This is a genomic window from Streptomyces sp. NPDC047971 (assembly GCF_040653355.1).
Lineage (GTDB): Bacteria > Actinomycetota > Actinomycetes > Streptomycetales > Streptomycetaceae > Streptomyces.
Genome location: NZ_JBEZNW010000006.1, coordinates 129,704 through 143,587, shown reverse-complemented (window position 1 = coordinate 143,587; position 13,884 = coordinate 129,704). Strand labels below are relative to the sequence as shown.

General features: G+C 71.1%; 12 protein-coding genes. All 12 read left to right on the top strand.

The window, feature by feature from the left end; translation table 11 throughout:
* Positions 1-40: 40 nt before the first annotated feature.
* Complete coding sequence (gene nrtL / locus AB0D99_RS08710; protein ID WP_362358281.1) at positions 41-1,240, top strand: ArgS-related anticodon-binding protein NrtL; 1,200 nt, start codon at positions 41-43, stop codon at positions 1,238-1,240.
* A 12-nt stretch (positions 1,241-1,252) separates the two neighbouring features.
* On the top strand, positions 1,253-2,644 hold the full coding sequence (gene lysA / locus AB0D99_RS08705) for a diaminopimelate decarboxylase (protein ID WP_362358280.1): 1,392 nt from the start codon (positions 1,253-1,255) through the stop codon (positions 2,642-2,644).
* A gap of 104 nt (positions 2,645-2,748) precedes the next feature.
* Positions 2,749-4,041 (top strand): homoserine dehydrogenase, encoded by a 1,293-nt coding sequence (locus tag AB0D99_RS08700; protein WP_362358279.1) that lies wholly within the window; start codon positions 2,749-2,751, stop codon positions 4,039-4,041.
* Between the two features lie 6 nt (positions 4,042-4,047).
* Positions 4,048-5,118 carry a threonine synthase gene (gene thrC, locus AB0D99_RS08695; protein WP_362358278.1) on the top strand — a complete coding sequence of 357 codons (1,071 nt, stop codon included), beginning with the start codon at positions 4,048-4,050 and terminating at the stop codon, positions 5,116-5,118.
* A 369-nt stretch (positions 5,119-5,487) separates the two neighbouring features.
* A complete protein-coding gene (gene thrB / locus AB0D99_RS08690) occupies positions 5,488-6,405 on the top strand; it encodes a homoserine kinase (protein WP_362358277.1) in 918 nt (305 codons plus the stop codon).
* Between the two features lie 384 nt (positions 6,406-6,789).
* Positions 6,790-8,799: a transcription termination factor Rho gene (gene rho, locus AB0D99_RS08685; RefSeq protein WP_362358276.1), complete on the top strand. Its 2,010-nt coding sequence runs from the start codon at positions 6,790-6,792 to the stop codon at positions 8,797-8,799.
* Between the two features lie 222 nt (positions 8,800-9,021).
* Positions 9,022-10,119, top strand: a complete 1,098-nt coding sequence (locus AB0D99_RS08680; protein WP_362358275.1) for an LCP family protein — start codon at positions 9,022-9,024, stop codon at positions 10,117-10,119.
* Between the two features lie 154 nt (positions 10,120-10,273).
* Positions 10,274-10,492: a 50S ribosomal protein L31 gene (rpmE, locus tag AB0D99_RS08675; RefSeq protein WP_046909139.1), complete on the top strand. Its 219-nt coding sequence runs from the start codon at positions 10,274-10,276 to the stop codon at positions 10,490-10,492.
* Between the two features lie 98 nt (positions 10,493-10,590).
* The gene (gene prfA, locus AB0D99_RS08670; RefSeq protein WP_361434704.1) at positions 10,591-11,667 is read left to right on the top strand and encodes a peptide chain release factor 1; all 1,077 of its coding nucleotides are present in this window, start codon (positions 10,591-10,593) and stop codon (positions 11,665-11,667) included.
* A 37-nt stretch (positions 11,668-11,704) separates the two neighbouring features.
* Complete coding sequence (gene prmC / locus AB0D99_RS08665) at positions 11,705-12,550, top strand: peptide chain release factor N(5)-glutamine methyltransferase (protein ID WP_362358274.1); 846 nt, start codon at positions 11,705-11,707, stop codon at positions 12,548-12,550.
* A gap of 37 nt (positions 12,551-12,587) precedes the next feature.
* Positions 12,588-13,235 carry an L-threonylcarbamoyladenylate synthase gene (locus AB0D99_RS08660; protein ID WP_362358273.1) on the top strand — a complete coding sequence of 216 codons (648 nt, stop codon included), beginning with the start codon at positions 12,588-12,590 and terminating at the stop codon, positions 13,233-13,235.
* Positions 13,232-13,876 (top strand): protein-tyrosine-phosphatase, encoded by a 645-nt coding sequence (locus tag AB0D99_RS08655; protein ID WP_362358272.1) that lies wholly within the window; start codon positions 13,232-13,234, stop codon positions 13,874-13,876. The genes AB0D99_RS08660 and AB0D99_RS08655 overlap by 4 nt, the downstream gene beginning before the upstream one ends.
* Positions 13,877-13,884 lie beyond the last annotated feature (8 nt).

Sequence of the window (13,884 nt, the reverse complement as noted above, 5' to 3'; positions counted from 1 at the left end):
GGTTCGCGTTCCGACCCCCCTTCTCCCATACGCTTGTCCCGTGACCCCCGCGGACCTCTCCCTCACCGTGCTGCACGCCGTGCGCCGTGCGGTCGACGACGGTGCGCTGCGGGTCGACAGCGGTGACATGCCCCGGCACGTGAGGGTCGAGCGGCCCCGGCCCGGCGGGCGCGGGGACTACGCGAGCAACGTGGCCCTGACCCTCGCGCGGGCCGCCCGGCGCACCCCCCTCGACGTGGCCGCCATCCTCCGGGACCGGCTCCACCACAGCCCCGGGCTCGCCGCAGTCGACATCACCGGGCCCGGCTTCCTCAACTTCACCCTGCGCCAGGAGGCACAGCAGGACCTCGTGCGCGAGATCCTCCGCCGCGGTGCCGAGTACGGGTGGATCCCACCCTGCGGCGAGACCGTCCAGCCCTGCCACCGCGCCGACCTGCGTGCCGCCGTCACCGCCGACGCGGTGCGGCGGATCCTCGTCTCCCAGGGCTTCGCCGTCCGTACGAGCTGCGAGGGTCCCGCCGACCCCGACTGGGAGCTGCTCGGCGTACGGACCGAGGCCCAGGGCGCGAAGGGGAGGGTGTCCGTCGACATCGCGCCCCTTCCCGTCCCCGACACCTCCCGCGCCCTCCTCCGCCGTCTCGGCGTCGACGCCGCCCGCTGGGGGCTCCTCTCCGCCGCCGCGCACGACCGGGCCCGGCTCGGTGACGAACTGCTCCGGCAGCACGAGGACAATCCCCTCTTCCGGATCCGGTACGCCCACTCCCGTACCCACGCCCTCCTCCGCCACGGCCGGCAGATCGGGATCGGGTCCCTCGCCGTCGAAGACGCCTTCGCGCCCGCCCCGGCCGCCCTCGCCGTCGAAGACGCCTTCGCGCCCGCCCCGGCCGCCCTCGCCGTCCAGGACGCCGCCCCCGCGCCCGCCCACCCCGCAGGCCACGGCGCCGCGCCCGCCCCGGCCCTCGCCGTCGAAGACGCCCCCGCCCAGGACCTCGCCCGTGCCCTCGCCGACCACCCCGTGGTCCTGGCCTCCGCCGCTCGCCATCGCGCCCCCGATCGGGTCGCCCGGCACCTCGAAGTCGTCGCCGACGCGCTGCTCGACTTCCAGCACACCGTCCTGCCCCTCGGCGACGAGAAACCCTCGGCCGCCCACCGCTCCCGGCTCGCGCTCGCCGAAGCCGCCGGGGTGGTGCTCGCCGGTGGCCTCTCCCTGCTCGGCATCAGCGCACCCGACCGGATCTGAAAGATTGCAGACATGAGCCGTTCCGCCCACCCCGCCGGGCCCCGTCACGCCGACGTCCTCCCCGAGGGGCACTACACCGCCCCGCCCTCCGACCTGAACCACCTCGACCCCAAGGTCTGGGCCAGGACCGTCGAGCGGAACGACCTCGGCGTCGTCACCGTCGGCGGCATCGGAGTCGACGAGCTCCGCGAGCAGTTCGGCACCCCCGCGTACTTCCTCGACGAGACCGACTTCCGCGCCCGCTGCCGGGCCTGGGCCGACGCCTTCGGCGCCGACGCCGACGTCTTCTACGCCGGCAAGGCGTTCCTCTCCCGCGCCGTCGTGCGCTGGCTCAAGGAGGAAGGGCTCAACCTGGACGTGTGCTCCGGCGGCGAGCTGTCCACGGCGCTCTCCGCCGGGATGCCCGCGGAGCGCATCGCCTTCCACGGGAACAACAAGTCCGAGGAGGAGATCCGGCGCGCCGTCGAGGTCGGTGTCGGGCGCATCGTCCTCGACTCCTTCCAGGAGATCGTCCGCGTCGCCCACATCGCCCAGTCCCTCGGCAAGCGGCAGCGCGTGCAGATCCGGGTGACGGTCGGCGTCGAGGCCCACACGCACGAGTTCATCGCCACCGCCCACGAGGACCAGAAGTTCGGCATCGCCCTCGCCGGGGGCCAGGCCGCCGAGGCGGTCCGCAGGATCCTCAAGCTCGACGGGCTCGAACTCATCGGCATCCACTCCCACATCGGGTCCCAGATCTTCGACATGGCCGGTTTCGAGGTGTCCGCCCGCCGCGTCGTCCAGCTGCTCGCCGAGGTGCGCGACGAGCACGGCGTCGAGCTGCCCGAGATCGACCTCGGCGGCGGCCTCGGCATCGCCTACACCTCCGACGACGACCCCCGTGAGCCTCACCACATCGCCAAGGCGCTCAACGAGATCGTCACCCGTGAGTGCGAGGCCGCCGGGCTCCGCACGCCCCGCATCTCCGTCGAGCCCGGGCGCGCCATCGTCGGGCCCACCGCCTTCACCCTGTACGAGGTCGGCACCGTCAAGCCCCTCGAAGGGCTGCGGACGTACGTCAGCGTCGACGGCGGCATGTCGGACAACATCCGCACGGCGCTGTACGACGCCGAGTACAGCGTCTCCCTGGTGTCACGGACGAGCGACGCCGAGCCCATGCTCGCCCGCGTCGTCGGCAAGCACTGCGAGAGTGGCGACATCGTCGTACGGGACGCGTTCCTGCCGGCCGACATCGCGCCCGGTGATCTCATCGCCGTACCGGCCACCGGCGCGTACTGCCGCTCCATGGCCAGCAACTACAACCACGCACTCCGCCCGCCCGTCGTCGCCGTCCGCGACGGCGAGGCGAGGGTGATCGTCCGGCGTGAGACGGAGGAAGATCTCCTGCGTCTCGATGTCGGCTGATGAAATAAGCATCTCAGGATCCGGACGAGGGACAGAAACCCTCGTCCGGTGAGTGAGACTGGTCCAACCGTAGAGATACGAAGTAGTACGAGAAACGAGGTCGGATGATGCGTACGCGTCCGCTGAAGGTGGCGCTGCTGGGCTGTGGTGTGGTCGGCTCAGAGGTGGCGCGCATCATGACGACGCACGCCGACGACCTCGCCGCGCGCATCGGCGCCCCGGTCGAGCTCGCCGGCGTGGCCGTCCGCCGCCCGGACAAGGTCCGTGAGGGCATCCCCGCGGAGCTGATCACCACCGACGCCACCGCCCTGGTCAAACGGGGCGACATCGACGTCGTCGTCGAGGTCATCGGCGGGGTCGAGCCGGCCCGCTCCCTCATCACCACCGCGTTCGAGCACGGCGCCTCCGTCGTCTCCGCCAACAAGGCCCTGCTCGCCCAGGACGGCGCGAGCCTCTACGCCTCCGCCGACCAGCACGGCCAGGACCTGTACTACGAGGCCGCCGTCGCGGGCGCGATCCCGCTCATCCGGCCGCTGCGCGAGTCGCTCGCCGGCGACAAGATCAACCGCGTGATGGGCATCGTCAACGGCACCACCAACTTCATCCTCGACAAGATGGACACCTCCGGCGCCGGGTACTCCGAGGCGCTGGACGAGGCGACCGCCCTCGGATACGCCGAGGCCGACCCGACCGCCGACGTCGAAGGCTTCGACGCCGCCGCCAAGGCCGCCATCCTCGCCGGGATCGCCTTCCACACCCGCGTGCGCCTGGACGACGTCTACCGCGAGGGGATGACCGAGGTCACCGCCGCCGACTTCGCCTCCGCCAAGCGGATGGGCTGCACCATCAAGCTGCTCGCCATCTGCGAGCGCTCCGCCGACGGCGGCTCCGTCACCGCGCGCGTCCACCCCGCGATGATTCCGCTGAGCCACCCGCTCGCCTCCGTCCGCGAGGCGTACAACGCGGTCTTCGTCGAGGCGGAGGCCGCCGGGCGGCTCATGTTCTACGGCCCCGGCGCCGGCGGTTCTCCGACCGCCTCGGCCGTCCTCGGCGACCTGGTCGCCGTGTGCCGCAACAAGCTCAACGAGGCCACCGGCCCCGGCGAGTCCGCGTACACCCAGCTGCCCGTGAGCCCCATGGGCGAGGTCGTGACGCGGTACCACATCAGCCTCGACGTGGCCGACAAGCCTGGCGTACTCGCCCAGGTCGCGACGGTCTTCGCCGAGCACGGCGTATCCATCGATACGGTGCGCCAGCAGGGCAAGGACGGCGAGGCGTCCCTCGTCGTCGTCACCCACCGCGCGCCCGACGCCGCCCTCTCCGGGACCGTCGAGGCGCTGCGCAAGCTCGACACCGTGCGCGGTGTCGCCAGCATCATGCGTGTTGAAGGGGAGTAAGGACCCATGACCAGCAAGGGCACCCACCAGTGGCGCGGCATCATCGAGGAGTACCGGGACCGCCTTCCGGTCACGGACACGACGCCCGTCGTCACGCTCCGTGAGGGCGGCACGCCGCTCGTCCCCGCTCAGGTCCTCTCCGAGCGCACGGGCTGCGAGGTGCACCTCAAGGTCGAGGGCGCCAACCCCACCGGTTCCTTCAAGGACCGCGGCATGACCATGGCCATCTCCAAGGCCAAGGAGGAGGGCGCGCAGGCCGTCATCTGCGCCTCCACCGGCAACACCTCGGCGTCCGCGGCGGCTTACGCGGTGCGCGCCGGGATGGTCTCGGCCGTCCTCGTGCCGCAGGGCAAGATCGCGCTCGGCAAGATGGGCCAGGCCCTCGTGCACGGCGCGAAGATCCTCCAGGTCGACGGCAACTTCGACGACTGCCTCACGCTGGCCCGCGCGCTCTCCGAGAACTACCCGGTGGCGCTGGTCAATTCGGTGAACCCGGTCCGTATCGAGGGCCAGAAGACCGCCGCCTTCGAGATCGTGGACATGCTGGGCGACGCCCCCGACATCCACGTCCTGCCCGTGGGCAACGCCGGCAACATCACGGCGTACTGGAAGGGGTACCGGGAGTACGCCGGCGACGGTCTGGCGACGCACACCCCGCGCATGTGGGGCTTCCAGGCGTCCGGATCCGCGCCGCTCGTGCGCGGCGAGGTCGTCAAGGACCCGTCGACCATCGCCACCGCGATCCGGATCGGCAACCCGGCCTCCTGGGACTTCGCGATCGCCGCCCGGGACGAGTCGGGCGGTTTCATCGACGAGGTGACGGACCGTGAGATCCTGCGCGCCTACCGGCTGTTGGCCTCGCAGGAGGGCGTCTTCGTCGAGCCCGCCTCCGCCGCGTCCGTCGCCGGTCTGCTGAAGGCGGCCGAGCAGGGCAAGGTCGACCCCGGCCAGCGGATCGTCTGCACGGTCACCGGCAACGGCCTGAAGGACCCGGACTGGGCCGTCGCCGGCGCACCCCAGCCGGTCACCGTCCCCGTCGACGCGGCGACCGCCGCGGAGCGCCTCGGCCTGATCTGATCGGGCCGCGCGGCCCGATCGGCGGCGGATCCCCGGTGGATCCGCCGCGCCCGGCCCGATCAGTCCCCTGATCTGGCCTGATCCACCTCTGCCTGGCCTGATCCGGCCCCTCCGCGCGGAGGGGCCACCGGGTGAAACCCGATCAGGAACGTACATAGGTGCACAGGATGGCTCGCGACACGCATCGTGCGCCTCCTGTGCGCCCTATGTCGCCACAGAACCTTCCTTCGATAGGCTGTACCGAACCCGCCCCGTTGCATATGCGCGGTGTCGTTGCCGTTGTCGCCCTCCGAGGCAGACGCGGCCCCCGGGTTTCCGTGTACTTCTCTTGAAATCCCGTAGTCGCACATCAAGGAGAGTCATCGAGCGATGGCCGGTCCCGCGTTCCGCGCCGCCGCCGTACGGGTGCGCGTTCCCGCCACCAGCGCCAACCTCGGCCCGGGCTTCGACGCCTTCGGCCTGTCGCTGGGTCTCTACGACGACGTCGTCGTCCGGGTCGCCGACTCCGGGCTGCACATCGACATCGCCGGAGAGGGCGCCGACACGCTCCCGCGCGACGAGAGCCACCTGCTCGTACGCTCCCTCCGCACGGCCTTCGACCTGCTCGGCGGACAGCCGCGCGGCCTCGAGGTCGTCTGCGCCAACCGCATTCCGCACGGCCGCGGCCTCGGCTCCTCCTCCGCCGCGATCTGCGCCGGCATCGTCGCCGCCCGCGCCGTGACCATAGGCGGCGACGCCCGCCTCGACGAGGCGGCCCTCCTCGAACTCGCCACGGAGATCGAGGGGCACCCCGACAACGTCGCCGCCTGCCTGCTCGGCGGCTTCACGCTCGCCTGGACCGAGTCCGGTGCCGCGCGGGCGATCAGGATGAACCCCTCGGATTCCATCGTTCCGGTGGTTTTCGTCCCCGGAAAGCCGGTGCTGACCGAGACCGCCCGCGGTCTGCTGCCGCGCACCGTCCCGCACGTCGACGCCGCGGCCAACGCCGGGCGCGCCGCGCTGCTCGTGGAGGCGCTGACCCGCCGCCCCGAACTGCTGCTCGCGGCCACCGAGGACCGGCTGCACCAGGAGTACCGGGCTCCCGCGATGCCCGAGAGCATCGCCCTTGTGAACCGGCTGCGGGCGGACGGAGTCCCCGCGGTCATCTCCGGCGCGGGCCCCACGGTGCTCGCGCTGGCCGAACACGGGACGGCCGACAAGGTCGCCCGGCTGGCGGGAGAGGGATGGGCCGCGAACCGGCTCGACCTCGACGTGTCCGGAGCGAGTGTTCTGCCGCTCGCGCCCTAGGGACACGTGATTGCCGGTGATGGAGAGGGGGAATGTTTGTTGGAGCCGGTAGTGTTAACCTCAAGTCAGCACCCGGCGCCTTTGAGGCGCGGTGCTGAGTGTCCCCATCCGGGACCACCGATTCTTCCGGGAGCCTCCCCAACTGCCTGAGCAGCCTGCCTGAGCAGTTTCGAGCACGCTCCGGAACCGGCACGACACCCCTCGCTCTTCCCGGTGAGGGCCGAGCAGGGGGCCTCGGGCCGGACCCACAGCACGTCTTTTTCTCTTCCGCCGTACCCGGCGGGACCACCGCCCCGACACGGTCCACAAGCCAGGACCGCTGCCGGACAGCACAACCGGTCGCCGAGCCAGATGGCCGACGTCCGCTCCAGGGAAGGACCCTTCGTGAGCGACACCACCGATCTGATGGGCGTGACTGCCGACAACAGTGTCGACAACGCCGCGCCCGCCGAAGGTGCTGCCACTGGCACCACCGCACGGCGCCGCCGCTCCGGCACCGGCCTCGAGGGCATGGTCCTGGCCGAGCTGCAGCAGGTCGCGTCCGGCCTCGGCATCAGGGGCACCGCGCGGATGCGCAAGAGCCAGCTGATCGAGGTCATCAAGGAGGCGCAGGCCGGAGGCGGCTCGTCCGCCCCCGCCAAGGCCGCCGACACGGCTGCGACCAAGCCGAAGCGCCGCGCCACCTCCAAGACCCGCACGGGCGAGGCCGCGGCCGAGACCGCCGCCCCGCAGCCCGAGAAGGCCGTCGCCCAGCAGCAGATCGACATCCCCGGTCAGCCCGCCAGCGACGACCAGCCGGCCGGCGAGCGCCGTCGCCGCCGGGCCACCGCGCCCGCCGGCAGCCCGGAGGGCGAGGCCAAGGGCGAGACCGCCCAGGCCGTGAAGACCGAGGCCAAGGTCGAGGCCCGCACGGACTCCCGAACCGAGTCCCGTACGGACACGTCCGCCGACGCCAAGGCCGACTCCGCCGTCGAGACCGCCGAGGGCCGCGGCCGTCGTGACCGCGGCGAGCGCCGTGACCGCGGCGACCGTCAGCGCGACCGCCGTGACCGCGGCAAGGGCGACGACCAGCAGGGCGGTGGCCAGGGCGGCCAGCGTCAGCAGCGTCAGGGCGGCCAGCAGGCGAACACCGGCCCGCAGGACGACTTCGACGACGAGGGCGGTCGCCGTGGCCGTCGTGGCCGCTACCGCGACCGTCGTGGCCGTCGTGGCCGTGACGACTTCGCGACCGGCGAGCCGCAGGTCTCCGACGACGACGTCCTGATCCCCGTCGCGGGCATCCTGGACATCCTCGACAACTACGCGTTCATCCGGACCTCCGGCTACCTGCCCGGCCCGAACGACGTGTACGTCTCCCTCGCCCAGGTCCGCAAGAACGGCCTGCGCAAGGGTGACCACGTCACCGGCGCCGTGCGTCAGCCGAAGGAGGGCGAGCGTCGCGAGAAGTTCAACGCGCTGGTCCGCCTGGACTCCTCGAACGGCATGGCCGCCGACTCCGGCCGCGGCCGCCCGGAGTTCAACAAGCTGACCCCGCTCTACCCGCAGGACCGGCTCCGTCTGGAGACCGACCCGGGCGTGCTGACCACCCGCATCATCGACCTCGTGTCGCCGATCGGTAAGGGCCAGCGCGGTCTGATCGTGGCCCCGCCGAAGACCGGCAAGACCATGATCATGCAGGCGATCGCCAACGCGATCACCCACAACAACCCCGAGTGCCACCTGATGGTCGTCCTGGTCGACGAGCGGCCGGAAGAGGTCACCGACATGCAGCGGTCGGTCAAGGGCGAGGTCATCTCCTCGACCTTCGACCGTCCGGCCGAGGACCACACCACGGTCGCCGAGCTGGCCATCGAGCGCGCCAAGCGTCTCGTGGAGCTGGGTCACGACGTGGTCGTCCTGCTCGACTCGATCACCCGCCTGGGCCGCGCGTACAACCTCGCGGCGCCGGCCTCCGGCCGCATCCTGTCCGGTGGTGTCGACTCGACCGCGCTCTACCCGCCGAAGCGCTTCTTCGGTGCCGCCCGCAACATCGAGGACGGCGGCTCGCTGACCATCCTGGCCACCGCGCTGGTCGACACCGGCTCGCGCATGGACGAGGTGATCTTCGAGGAGTTCAAGGGCACCGGCAACATGGAGCTCAAGCTCGACCGGAAGCTCGCCGACAAGCGCATCTTCCCGGCCGTCGACGTCGACGCCTCGGGTACGCGCAAGGAAGAGATCCTGCTCGGCAGCGACGAGCTCGCCGTCACCTGGAAGCTGCGCCGTGTGCTGCACGCGCTCGACCAGCAGCAGGCGATCGAGCTGCTCCTCGACAAGATGAAGCAGACGAAGTCGAACGGCGAGTTCCTGCTCCAGATCCAGAAGACGACTCCCGGAGCCGGCAACAACGACTGAGTGACGTCGACGACCGAGGCGAGACCTCGGTCACACGGCGGGGAACCGGCCTTCCGGCCGTAACCCCGCCGTGACCTGGACAAACACACCGCGCCCACCGTGCCTCGCACGGTGGGCGCGGCGCGTTGCGGTCCGTCGCTCTGCGAAACCTCACAGGTTCCTATGCAACCCTTTTGGGCGCTTCGCCGTCACAGAAGGTGAACCTAGGACCTGAGGTAGCAGATGAGTCAGCAGAGCAGGAGCGGTCGAATACCCGGCAGCGGCAACGGCCGCCGACGCAAGCCGCCCACCAAGGGCCGCCGCGCGGTGACCGTCGCCGCCTGGGGTGCGGCCGCGCTCGTCGTGGTCGGCGGCTCCGGACTCGGCTACGCGTACCTCAAGCTGAACGGCAACCTCAAGGGCGTCGACATCAACGCCCAGCTCGGCACCGAACGCCCCGACAACGTCGACAACGGCTCGATGGACATCCTCGTCCTCGGCTCCGACTCCCGCTCCGGCGACAACGGCGCCTACGGCAAGGACGAGGGCGGGGCCCGCTCCGACACCGCGATGGTCGTCCACGTCTACGAGGGCCACAAGAAGGCCAGCGTCGTCTCCATCCCGCGCGACACCCTCGTCGCCCGTCCCGCCTGCACCGACGGACAGGGGGAGACCGTCGCCGGCGAGAAGCGGGCGATGTTCAACACCGCGTACGAGGTGGGCGGACCGGCCTGCGCGGTGAAGACCGTCGAGTCGATGTCCGGCATCCGCATGGACCACTACATCGAGGTCGACTTCACCGGCTTCACCAAGCTGATCGACAAGCTCGGCGGCGTGGAGGTCACCACGACGCGGCGCATCACGGACGACAAGAGCCACCTCGACCTCGCACCGGGCACCCACACGCTCGACGGCGAGCAGTCCCTCGGCCTGGTCCGCACCCGCAAGTCCGTCGGCGACGGCAGCGACCTCGGCCGGATCCAGCTCCAGCAGGACTTCATGAAGGCGTTCATCGAGCAGGTCAAGGACGTCGGTGTCCTCACCAACCCCAAGAAGCTCCTGGACGTCGCGGACACGGCCACCAAGGCCATCACGCCCGACTCCGAGCTGGACTCCGTCAACGAGCTCATGGGCTTCGCCAAGGGGCTCTCGGGGATCGGCTCGGAGGACGTCCACATGGTGACGATGCCGGTCCGGTACGACCCCGCCGACCCGAACCGCGTCCTGCCCCTGGAAGCCCAGTCGCGGCAGGTCTGGCAGGCGCTCAAGGCCGACAGGTCCATCCCCGCCTCCGCGACGAAGGACACGGCCACCGGGCAGGCGGACGGCGTCGTGAAGTAGCGCCCGGGAGACCGCTCGGCGGCCCCGGAATAGTTTCACCACGGACCCGGTTTTGGGAGATACGGCCGGTCCTGGCAGACTGGTACGTCGGCTCCGGTTCACGCAGGTGCAATCCGCACGGCGACCCGGCGCCCTCCCGAAACTAGGAGACACCTTGAAGCGCGAGATCCACCCCGAGTACGTCGAGACCCAGGTCAGCTGCACCTGCGGCGCGTCGTTCACCACCCGTAGCACCCTGACCGAGGGCACCATCCGTGCCGAGGTCTGCTCCGAGTGCCACCCGTTCTACACGGGCAAGCAGAAGATCCTCGACACCGGCGGCCGCGTCGCCCGCTTCGAGGCCCGCTTCGGCAAGGCTGCGGCCAAGAAGTAGCACGTCACTGCGCCGGTCCTTGGTCACTCCCGCGAGGGGGACCGGACCGGCGCTTTGCCGTCCCCGCAGTCCGTTCGTACGAAAACCAGGAGCCCCCGATGTTCGAGGCGGTCGAGGAACTGATCGGCGAGCACGCCGATCTCGAGAAGAAGCTCGCTGACCCTTCGGTCCACGCGGACCAGGCCAACGCGCGCAAGCTGAACAAGCGTTACGCCGAGCTGACCCCGATCGTCGCCGTCTACCGTTCGTGGAAGCAGAACGGTGACGACATCGAGACCGCCCGCGAGCTGATGCACGACGACCCCGACTTCGCGGCCGAGGTCAAGGAGCTGGAGAAGCAGCGCGAGGAGCTGACCGACAAGCTGCGGCTGCTGCTCGTCCCGCGCGACCCCAGCGACGACAAGGACGTCATCCTGGAGATCAAGGCCGGCGCGGGCGGCGACGAGTCCGCCCTGTTCGCCGGCGATCTGCTGCGGATGTACCTGCGCTACGCCGAGCGCGTCGGCTGGAAGACCGAGATCATCGACTCCACCGAGTCCGAGCTCGGCGGCTACAAGGACGTCCAGGTCGCGGTGAAGACCAAGGGCGGCAACGGCGCCACCGAGCCCGGCCAGGGCGTCTGGGCGCGGCTGAAGTACGAGGGCGGGGTGCACCGCGTGCAGCGCGTGCCCGCCACCGAGTCGGCCGGCCGGATCCACACCTCCGCCGCGGGCGTCCTCGTGACCCCCGAGGCCGAGGAGATCGACGTCGAGATCCACGCCAACGACCTGCGCATCGACGTGTACCGCTCCTCCGGTCCCGGCGGCCAGTCCGTCAACACGACCGACTCCGCGGTCCGCATCACGCACCTGCCGACCGGCATCGTCGCGTCCTGCCAGAACGAGAAGAGCCAGCTCCAGAACAAGGAGCAGGCCATGCGCATCCTCCGTTCCCGGCTGCTGGCCGCCGCGCAGGAGGAGGCCGAGTCCAAGGCCGCCGACGCCCGCCGCAGCCAGGTCCGCACCGTCGACCGGTCCGAGAAGATCCGTACGTACAACTTCCCGGAAAACCGGATCTCGGACCACCGCGTCGGCTTCAAGGCGTACAACTTGGACCAGGTCCTCGACGGCGACCTGGACGCGATGATCCAGGCCTGCGTCGACGCCGACTCTGCTGCGAAACTGGCCGCCGCGTAAGTTCCGTAAGCCCCACCCCGTACCACGGAGGACCAGCGTGAACCTGCTGCTTGCCGAGGTGGCCCAGGCCACCCAGCGGCTGGCCGACGCCGGCGTTCCCTCTCCGCGTTTCGACGCGGAGGAGCTCGCCGCGTTCGTGCACGGCGTCAAGCGGGGGGAGCTGCACAACGTCAAGGACGCGGACTTCGACGCCCGCTACTGGGAGGCGGTGGCGCGCCGGGAGGCGCGCGAGCCGCTCCAGCACATCACCGGCCGCGCGTTCTTCCGCTACCTGGAGCTCCAGGTGGGGCCGGGCGTCTTCGTGCCCAGGCCGGAGACCGAGTCGGTCGTCGGCTGGGCCATAGACGCCGTACGCGCCATGGACGTCGTCGAGCCGCTGATCGTCGACCTGTGCACCGGTTCGGGGGCGATCGCGCTCGCCATGGCGCAGGAGGTGCCGCGCTCGCGCGTGCACGCCGTGGAGCTCTCGGACGACGCGCTGGTGTGGACCCGCAAGAACGCCGAGGGGTCGCGGGTCACCGTGCACCAGGGCGACGCGCTCAGCGCGCTGCCCGAGCTCGACGGGCAGGTCGACCTGGTCATCTCCAACCCCCCGTACATCCCGCTGACCGAGTGGGAGTACGTCGCGCCCGAGGCACGTGACCACGACCCGCAGATGGCACTGTTCTCCGGCGAGGACGGCCTCGACACGATCCGGGGGATCGAGCGCACCGCGCACCGGCTGCTGCGCCCGGGGGGGCTCGTCGTGATCGAGCACGCGGACACCCAGGGCGGCCAGGTGCCGTGGATCTTCAACGAGGAGGCCGGCTGGGCGGACGCGGCCGACCACCCCGACCTGAACAACCGGCCCCGCTTCGCCACCGCCCGCAAGGCGATGCCGTGACCGCCATGACCACGTTTGTGTATGAGGAGGCCCGCTGATGGCTCGGCGATACGACTGCAACGAGGCGACGGACCGAGTGACCGGTCTGCGCGAGGCCGCGTCCGCCGTTCGTCGTGGCGAGCTGGTCGTGCTGCCCACCGACACCGTGTACGGGATCGGCGCGGACGCCTTCAGCTCGGAGGCGGTCGCGGACCTGCTGGACGCCAAGGGCCGTGGCCGCAACATGCCCACGCCCGTCCTCATCGGCTCCCCGAACACGCTGCACGGGCTCGTCACGGACTTCTCCGAGCAGGCGTGGGAGCTCGTCGACGCGTTCTGGCCGGGCGCGCTGACGCTGGTCGCCAAGCACCAGCCGTCGCTGCAGTGGGACCTCGGGGACACCCGGGGCACGGTCGCGATCCGGATGCCGCTGCACCCGGTCGCCATCGAGCTGCTGACCGAGGTCGGTCCGATGGCCGTGTCGTCGGCGAACCTCACGGGACACCCGTCCCCGGAGGACTGCGACGCGGCGCAGGGCATGCTCGGCGACTCCGTCTCCGTCTACCTCGACGGCGGCCCGACCCCGGGGATCGTCCCGTCGTCGATCGTGGACGTCACGGGCAAGGTGCCGGTCCTGCTCCGTCAGGGCGCGCTCTCCGCGGAGGAGCTCCGGAAGGTCGTACCCGACCTCGAGGTGGCCAGTTGACCGCCCCTGAGGGGCGTGGCATAGCGGGGCACGAGAGCACTTCCTTCCGCATCCTCCACGTCAGCACCGGCAACGTCTGCCGCTCACCGATCACCGAGCGGCTGACCCGTCATGCCCTGTGCGACCGCCTGGGAGACCCCCGGGGCGGCGGGCTGATCGTGGAGAGCGCGGGCACCTGGGGCCACGAGGGCGCCCCGATGGAGGCCAACGCGGAGCTGGTGCTCGCCGACTTCGGCGCGGACGCCAGCGGCTTCGTGGGCCGCGAACTCCTCGACGAGCACGTGATCCGCGCGGACCTCGTCCTCACGGCGACCCGCGACCACCGGGCGCAGGTCATCTCGATGGGCCACTCGGCGGGTCTGCGGACCTTCACCCTGAAGGAGTTCACCCGGCTCGTCCGGGCCATAGATCCCGCGACGCTGCCGGACCCCCTGGACGACGGCATGGTCGAACGCGCCCGCGCCCTGGTCCGCGCGGCGGCGGCTCTACGCGGGTGGCTCCTGGCCCCGAACGCGGAGGCGGACGAGGTGAACGACCCGTACGGCGCGCCGATCACGTTCTTCCGCTCGATCGGCGAGGAGATCAACACGGCGCTCGACCCGGTCGTGACGGCGCTGACGGGTGTGCCCGCGCGGCGCTGACGGGGACG

Coding starts and splice junctions, on each gene's coding strand:
- lysA (WP_362358280.1), top strand. CDS start 1,253: ATGAGCCGTTCCGCCCACCCCGCCGGGCCCCGTCACGCCGACGTCCTC.
- AB0D99_RS08700 (WP_362358279.1), top strand. CDS start 2,749: ATGATGCGTACGCGTCCGCTGAAGGTGGCGCTGCTGGGCTGTGGTGTG.
- thrC (WP_362358278.1), top strand. CDS start 4,048: ATGACCAGCAAGGGCACCCACCAGTGGCGCGGCATCATCGAGGAGTAC.
- thrB (WP_362358277.1), top strand. CDS start 5,488: ATGGCCGGTCCCGCGTTCCGCGCCGCCGCCGTACGGGTGCGCGTTCCC.
- AB0D99_RS08680 (WP_362358275.1), top strand. CDS start 9,022: ATGAGTCAGCAGAGCAGGAGCGGTCGAATACCCGGCAGCGGCAACGGC.
- prfA (WP_361434704.1), top strand. CDS start 10,591: ATGTTCGAGGCGGTCGAGGAACTGATCGGCGAGCACGCCGATCTCGAG.
- AB0D99_RS08660 (WP_362358273.1), top strand. CDS start 12,588: ATGGCTCGGCGATACGACTGCAACGAGGCGACGGACCGAGTGACCGGT.